Origin of the sequence: uncultured Bacteroides sp. (assembly GCF_949298305.1) — a bacterium.
Classification (GTDB): domain Bacteria; phylum Bacteroidota; class Bacteroidia; order Bacteroidales; family Bacteroidaceae; genus Bacteroides.
This window is the reverse complement of the sequence record NZ_CASFWU010000123.1, coordinates 1-6,610: the sequence shown is the minus strand read 5'-3', so window position 1 is coordinate 6,610 and position 6,610 is coordinate 1. Positions and strand designations below refer to the sequence as shown.

Sequence of the window (6,610 nt, the reverse complement as noted above, 5' to 3'; positions counted from 1 at the left end):
GTAGAGAACGGTGTGCTGGCCGACGTGGCTCCGTCCATCCTCCACATCCTCGGCATGGCCCAGCCGGCTGAGATGACGGGCAAGGACCTGATTAAGTAATGCAGTACAGGAAGGCTGACTGATTATATTCGGCGCGGATTACGCGGAAATGCGGAGGCCCCGATGCGGGGGATTGACGCAAGGCTTCGCGTAGTCCGCGCCTTTTTTTAAATGCAATTGTTATGGTACAGATAGGCGATGTAGTAGTAAGTTTCGATGTGTTTCGCGAGAAGTTTCTTTGCGATCTGGATGCCTGCAAAGGGCAGTGTTGTATTGAAGGCGATGCGGGAGCGCCCGTTGAGCTGGACGAAGTGGAAAAGCTGGAAGAGGTGCTTCCCGTCATCTGGGACGAGCTGAGCCCCGAGGCGCGTGCCGTCATCGACCGTCAGGGCGTGGTCTATACCGATTGCGAGGGCGACCTGGTAACCTCCATCGTCAACAACAAGGATTGTGTCTTCACCTGCTACGACGAGCGCGGCTGTTGCTACTGCGCCATCGAGAAGGCGTTCCGCGCCGGTAAGACCGACTTCTACAAGCCCGTCTCCTGCCATCTGTACCCCATCCGCGTAGGCGATTACGGTCCCTACAAGGCGGTGAACTACCACCGCTGGGACGTCTGCAAGGCGGCTGTCCTCCTGGGCCGCAAGGAGAACGTGCCGGTCTACAAGTTCCTGCGCGAGCCGCTCATCCGCAAGTTCGGCGAAGACTGGTACAAGGAACTGGAGATTGCGGCGGAGGAGCTGGAGAAGCAGGGGATGCTGTAACTGGTAGAACAAGGAAATGATGGAGCGTTGTTGGAGTTTGTTTCTGTTGGTCTTCTGCCTGTTCATGGTTTCGTGTGAGCAGGATAAGGGTTGCCCGGAAGAGGAATCGGAATTGGTTCCGATTATGAATTTGTTGAAGAATGGTGCTTGTGAAGAATGGATTGGAAGAAACCTGGCTGTCGGAAAGAAAGACTACCTATCGGGATGGTCCTTGAAAGAGCATTATGGCAGCATCAGCCAGGAGACTAAGATTGTGTATGAAGGAACTTCATCCGTTCGTATGTCTTCACCCAAGACGGGCATCACGGCAAGTATCAGTCAGAAAGTCAAAGTTTCTCCCGGGCATACGCTCCGTATTCGTTTTCACTATTATATAGAAGAGGCCTGCACAGGAACCAAGCCGCGTATGTACTGTTATTTCCGTGAGAATGGTTCTAGTAATATTCCAAACGATGTACTGGCAACATTTTACGATGATGCTACATGGGGCGTCATAAGGGGAGGCGGTTACGGCTTATCTTCTTTCCCGTTGGAGTACGGCGAATGGCAGTTGTTTGATTATACGATACAGGTGCCTGCCATTGCTCATTATTTTGTGTTTGAGATACATAGCTATGCGGGCACGACAATGTATGTAGACGATTGTTGGGTGGTAGATATTAATATGTATAGTTAATGTATAAAAGTGATGGATAGTTTGATTGTTTGGCTTTTCGCCGTTCTGTTCGTGGTTCTGGGATTGCTTGTTCGCAAATACCCCAAACTGATAGCGGGATATAACACGATGTCGCCCGAGCGGCAGCAGAAAGTCGATGCCAAAGGGCTGGCGGCTTTCATGTGCCGGGCATTTTGTGCCATCGGGCTGCTGGTGCTCCTTGTCCATTATCTGCTGGTGTGGTGCGGCAAAGACGTGCATGCGGCCGTATTGGCCAGCACGTTGGGGGTGCCCATGGTGGGGGTATTCTATATTCTGATAGGCGCCCAGCGTTACGACCGCGGCCGGTAAGCCTCCTGAACAACAAGCCGTTCCCCGGCAAACAGCCCTGCACAAACGTCGGTAAACAGGGGAAAACGGTATCCAATCTATACTTTTATGGAAGCTGTTAACTTTCAATTTTCTAATTCCAATTGCGTAATTCCATTGGGAACAGACGGGTTATTCCAAAGTATTTCCGTAATTTTGTATTACATTGTATAACCTTTAAAGACAAACGACATGAAAAAATGGTTTACTTTACTGGCCGCAGCCGTGCTTTGCATTCCACAGACGGTGCCGGCCAAAGATGTAAAAGGAACGGTCATCGCCCAAAAGGACGGACAGCCGATAGTGGGAGCCGAAATCACGGTGAAAGGAACGGACATTACAGCAGTGACCGACATGGACGGGCGCTTCGTGCTGACCGGCGTCCCCGATGACGCAAAGAAACTCACGGTACACACCATCGGCATGGAGTGGCGGACGGCCCGCATACCGGACGAGGGTGAAATACTCGTGAAGCTGCGCAAGGAGGAGCGCGTCGTCACCCCCTTCGTCACCGCCGGCATGTGTTCTCCAATGCCCACCAGCACCGACGACAACAGCATCAAAGGCAGCGGAAAAATAGGGTTTCAGGGCGGCGTAGGAGTCAGCTTCGCCCTCTCGCGCCTGATTTCGCTGACCCCGTCCGTCAACATCAGCCAGCAATACGCCACGTGGCGGACATACGAATCAGGGAAGACTGTCAACACGGATGTCACCCCCACCTACCTGACCGTTCCCTTGTTGGTAGACTTCAAGATATGGAATGCCAACAGCTTCAGAACCCTGCTCCGTGTGGGACCCTACGTGGGCTTCGGCATCAGCGGCAAGTACAAAGTCGACGGCCAGGAAGGAGACCTTTTCAAGAAGCCTGCCGGCGCCGACAAGGCCTTCTACAAGAAAGTGGATGCCGGACTGGCACTCGGCCTGGCCTATGTCCTCAGACACGTCTATATCGGCGGAGGCATCCAATGGAGCGCCATCCCCTTCTACTCCACCGACTCGCCGCACGAGATAGACCTCAACAACTGCTCGTTTGACATCTCCGTGGGCTACTACTTCTAATTCTCCATACAACTTATGAAGAAACAGAAATACTACGTGGTATGGGCAGGCGTCACGCCCGGCATCTACGACAACTGGACAGACTGCCAGCTGCAAATTAAAGGGTATAAGGGTGCCCGATACAAGTCCTTCGAGAGCAAGGAGGAGGCGGAAGAGGCCATGAACTGCGGCCTCACCCCCCAAGCCCCCTCTCCCAAGGAGAGGGGGGGGAACCGCACGCTTCCCCCTCCCTACGGGGGAGGGGGGCAGGGGGGAGAGGCCGGAGATACGCAGGCCCTCGCCGTCGACGCCGCCTGCAGCGGCAACCCCGGGCAGATGGAGTACCGCGGCGTACACCTCCCCTCGCGCCAGCAGGTGTTCCACTACGGCCCCGTCTACGGCACGAACAACATCGGCGAGTTCCTCGCCCTGGTCCACGGCCTTGCCCTGCTGAAGCAGAAGGGGCTGGACATGCCCATCTACAGCGACAGCCGCAACGCCATCGCCTGGGTGCGGCAGAAGCAATGCAAGACCAAGCTGCCCCGCGAGCCCCGCACCGAAGCCCTCTTCCAACTGATAGAGCGTGCCGAGAAATGGCTGCGCGAAAACACGTACACCACCCCGATACGGAAGTGGGAGACCGACCAGTGGGGCGAGATTCCGGCGGACTTCGGACGGAAGTAATCCCATCTCTTATTCTCTTTGCTGCAGACTCCGGGAAGTGGCCGGCAGTGACATACGGGAGTGACAGCTTGTGACTCCCGTATGTCATTGCCTGTGACTCCCGCGTGTCATTGCCTGTGACTCCCGCGTGTCACAACCCATGACTCCCGCATGTCACGGCCGTTGTCATGCGGATTTCACAAAGCATTGGAAAGGCGGGTGGCTGAGGGGGAGATAGGCGGGTGGCGCGGGACGGCTAACGGAGGTCGTAACAGTAGATGAAGTCATCGTAGACCGGGTCTTCTTCCAGTCCGAAGGCCCTGAATACGTGCTCTATATCAGCCTGTTCGTCGGGGAAGACGGGGCGTTGTCCGTTGCGGACGCGGTAGTAGGTGCGTGTGGCGAAGTTGCCTTTGATGGCCTGCTTGGCGGCGACAGCCCGGTCGTAGGGCAGCTGCTCCAACTGCTTCAGCACGTTCTTGAGGCCCCGTGCGTAGCGCACCTTCCGGATGGGGCTGAAATACGTGCATCCCTCGGCTGCCATCTGCCGGGCGGCGGCGGGGGAGAGGATGCGGATGCAGGTACGGTCGGCGGGCACGCCCTCGGCTATGGCACGACGCAGGCACTCCTGGGCGCGGGGACAGGCGTCGTGCAGACAGAGGGTATAGGTGTCGGGGAGCAGGGTGTAGTCGAAATCGGGTATCATAGGCATTTGTTTTAGGTCAGTTAGGTTTGCCGCCCGCAGGGGAATCGGCTAATTGTTCTTGTTGATGAGGTTCACCAGCTCGGCGTAGCGCTGCTCGGCCAGGGCGTGGTCGACGGCATAGCCCTTTACGAGGTAGTCTTTCAGGATGCGGTTGGCCCATATACGGAACTGGGTGCCGCGCATGGAGTTGACCCTGTAGCCGACGGAAATTATCATGTCCAGATTGTAATAGGGAATCTTACGGGTAACGGTTCTTTTCCCTTCTTGACGAACCTGTGCAAAAAATGCACAAGTTGACTGCTCGTCCAACTCTCCAGTTTTATAGATATTGCCTATATGGCGCAAGACGGATGTCCTGTCCGTCTGGAACAGTTCTGCCATCTGGCTCTGCGAAAGCCACACCGTCTCGTTCTCCAGCTTCACGTCGATGGCAGTCTGTCCGTCGGCGGTCCGGTAGATTACTATCTTGTCGTTCGGTTCCATGGTCTGCTTCCTCCATTCATCACTTCAAGGACGGCTGCCTGTGTCAGCCCAGCGACTGCATGTCGTTCAGGCGCTTGTAGTAGCCGTTCTTGGCCAGGAGCTCGTCGTGAGTGCCGCGTTCCACGATTTGTCCCTCGTAGAGGACGCAGATTTCGTCGGCGTTCTTGATGGTGGACAGACGGTGGGCAATGGCGATGGTGGTGCGCGTCTTCATCAGGCGCTCCAGGGCCTCCTGCACCAGGCGCTCGCTCTCGGTGTCGAGGGCCGAGGTGGCCTCGTCGAGGATGAGGATGGGCGGGTTCTTCAGGATGGCACGGGCGATGCTGACGCGCTGGCGCTGTCCGCCGGAGAGCTTGCCGCCGCGGTCGCCTATGTTGGTGTCGTAGCCGTGCTCGGTCTCCATGATGAAGTCGTGGGCATTGGCAATCTTGGCCGCTTCGATGACCTGCTCCATCGTGGCGTTCTCCACGCCGAAGGCGATGTTGTTGAAGAAGGAGTCGTTGAAGAGGATGGCCTCCTGGTTGACGTTGCCGATGAGTCCGCGCAGGTCGGCTATGCGGACGTCCTTGATGTTGGTGCCGTCTATGGTGATGGCGCCGGACTGCACGTCGTGGTAGCGGGGCAGGAGGTCGACCAGCGTGGACTTGCCCGAGCCGGACTGTCCCACGAGGGCGATGGTCTTGCCGCGGGGCACGGTGAGGTTGACGTGGTGGAGTACCTCGCGGGTGCCGTAGCTGAAGGAGATGTCGCGGAACTCAATCTTGTCGTGCAGACCGGTCAGTGGTTTCGGATGAGCCGGTTCCTTGATGGGGTTCTCGGCCTTCAGTATCTTGTCCACGCGCTCCATGGAGGCCAGTCCCTTGGGGATGTTGTAGCCGGCCTTGGCGAATTCCTTCAGGGGGTTGATGATGCTGTAGAGGATGACCATGTAGAAGATGAACGTGGGTGCCTCGATGGTGGAACCGTCGCGAAGGATGAGCATACCGCCGAACCAGAGGACGAGGACGATGAGCAACGTGCCGAGGAACTCGCTCATGGGATGTGCCAGCGCCTGACGGGTGGCCACCTTGTTGTTGGCGTCGCGCACCTCGTCGCTGCACTTGGTGAAGCGGCGTATCATCTTGTCCTCGGCAATGAAGGCCTTGATGATGCGCAGTCCGCCCAGGGTCTCTTCCAGCTGCGACATGGTGTTGCTCCACTTGGCCTGGGCGTCGAGCGACTGGCGCTTCAGCTTCTTGCCCACCTTGCCCATGAGCCAGCCCATGCCGGGCAGCACGAGGACGGTGAAGAGCGTCAGCTCCCAGCTGGTGACAATCAGGGTGGTGAAGTAAAGGATAATCAGGATGGGGTTCTTCATCAGCAGGTCCAGCGAGCTGGTGATGGAGTTTTCTATCTCGCCCACGTCGCCGCTCATGCGGGCAATGATGTCGCCCTTGCGCTCTTCGGAGAAGAAGCCCAGGGGCAGGCGCATCACCTTGGAGTAGACCATCACGCGGATGTCGCGCACCACGCCCGTGCGCAGGGGTATCATCACGGCCGACGAGGCGAAGTAGCAGGACGTCTTGAGCAGGGTCATAAAGGCCAGGAAGAGGCCCATGAAGAGCAGTGTCATCACAGGGCCGTAGACATCAATCATGCGGGTGACGTAGTAGTAGAAGTTGTTCGTGGCCACGTCCTTCAGGCTTCCGCTGCCCCACTCCATGAAGTGGTACACCCGGTCGTTGGCTCCCGTCTTGAAGAGGATGTTCAGGATGGGAATCAGGATGGTGAACGAGAAGACGTTGAACACGGCTGACAGGATGTTGAGCAGGACTGCCCAACCGATGTACTTCTTGTAAGGCGACACGAAACGCCTCATCAACTGTATGAATTCCTTCATTGCTTGTGATTAAG

8 protein-coding genes are annotated in these 6,610 nt (G+C 56.8%); 5 read left to right on the top strand and 3 right to left on the bottom strand.

Annotated features, from left to right (window positions below; translation table 11 throughout):
* The first annotated feature begins 221 nt into the window (after window positions 1–221).
* From Q1Y74_RS13000 to Q1Y74_RS12980, 5 genes are all read left to right on the top strand, one after another.
* Window positions 222–803, top strand: coding sequence for a DUF3109 family protein (locus Q1Y74_RS13000; protein WP_022163397.1), 582 nt, complete (start codon window positions 222–224; stop codon window positions 801–803).
* A 16-nt stretch (window positions 804–819) separates the two neighbouring features.
* Window positions 820–1,479: a hypothetical protein gene (locus tag Q1Y74_RS12995; protein ID WP_300814727.1), complete on the top strand. Its 660-nt coding sequence runs from the start codon at window positions 820–822 to the stop codon at window positions 1,477–1,479.
* A 12-nt stretch (window positions 1,480–1,491) separates the two neighbouring features.
* On the top strand, window positions 1,492–1,809 hold the full coding sequence (locus tag Q1Y74_RS12990; protein WP_300814726.1) for a DUF3784 domain-containing protein: 318 nt from the start codon (window positions 1,492–1,494) through the stop codon (window positions 1,807–1,809).
* A gap of 210 nt (window positions 1,810–2,019) precedes the next feature.
* Complete coding sequence (locus Q1Y74_RS12985; RefSeq protein ID WP_300814725.1) at window positions 2,020–2,886, top strand: outer membrane beta-barrel protein; 867 nt, start codon at window positions 2,020–2,022, stop codon at window positions 2,884–2,886.
* 15 nt (window positions 2,887–2,901) lie between these two features.
* Window positions 2,902–3,549: a ribonuclease H family protein gene (locus Q1Y74_RS12980; RefSeq protein ID WP_300814724.1), complete on the top strand. Its 648-nt coding sequence runs from the start codon at window positions 2,902–2,904 to the stop codon at window positions 3,547–3,549.
* 235 nt (window positions 3,550–3,784) lie between these two features.
* Here Q1Y74_RS12980 and Q1Y74_RS12975 read toward each other — a convergent pair whose 3' ends face one another.
* From Q1Y74_RS12975 to Q1Y74_RS12965, 3 genes are read right to left on the bottom strand one after another with little or no spacing between them, the layout of a single operon-like run.
* Complete coding sequence (locus Q1Y74_RS12975; RefSeq protein WP_300814723.1) at window positions 3,785–4,234, bottom strand: DUF6078 family protein; 450 nt, start codon at window positions 4,232–4,234, stop codon at window positions 3,785–3,787.
* Between the two features lie 48 nt (window positions 4,235–4,282).
* Window positions 4,283–4,717 carry a RhuM family protein gene (gene rhuM / locus Q1Y74_RS12970; RefSeq protein ID WP_366914113.1) on the bottom strand — a complete coding sequence of 145 codons (435 nt, stop codon included), beginning with the start codon at window positions 4,715–4,717 and terminating at the stop codon, window positions 4,283–4,285.
* A gap of 43 nt (window positions 4,718–4,760) precedes the next feature.
* Window positions 4,761–6,596 (bottom strand): ABC transporter ATP-binding protein, encoded by a 1,836-nt coding sequence (locus tag Q1Y74_RS12965; protein WP_300814722.1) that lies wholly within the window; start codon window positions 6,594–6,596, stop codon window positions 4,761–4,763.
* Between the last annotated feature and the right edge of the window lie 14 nt (window positions 6,597–6,610).

Excerpts from the sequence above, each read along its gene's own strand:
- rhuM (WP_366914113.1), bottom strand. The coding sequence starts at position 4,717 with ATGGAACCGAACGACAAGATAGTAATCTACCGGACCGCCGACGGACAG.
- Q1Y74_RS12980 (WP_300814724.1), top strand. The coding sequence starts at position 2,902 with ATGAAGAAACAGAAATACTACGTGGTATGGGCAGGCGTCACGCCCGGC.
- Q1Y74_RS12990 (WP_300814726.1), top strand. The coding sequence starts at position 1,492 with ATGGATAGTTTGATTGTTTGGCTTTTCGCCGTTCTGTTCGTGGTTCTG.
- Q1Y74_RS12995 (WP_300814727.1), top strand. The coding sequence starts at position 820 with ATGATGGAGCGTTGTTGGAGTTTGTTTCTGTTGGTCTTCTGCCTGTTC.
- Q1Y74_RS13000 (WP_022163397.1), top strand. The coding sequence starts at position 222 with ATGGTACAGATAGGCGATGTAGTAGTAAGTTTCGATGTGTTTCGCGAG.
- Q1Y74_RS12965 (WP_300814722.1), bottom strand. The coding sequence starts at position 6,596 with ATGAAGGAATTCATACAGTTGATGAGGCGTTTCGTGTCGCCTTACAAG.
- Q1Y74_RS12975 (WP_300814723.1), bottom strand. The coding sequence starts at position 4,234 with ATGATACCCGATTTCGACTACACCCTGCTCCCCGACACCTATACCCTC.
- Q1Y74_RS12985 (WP_300814725.1), top strand. The coding sequence starts at position 2,020 with ATGAAAAAATGGTTTACTTTACTGGCCGCAGCCGTGCTTTGCATTCCA.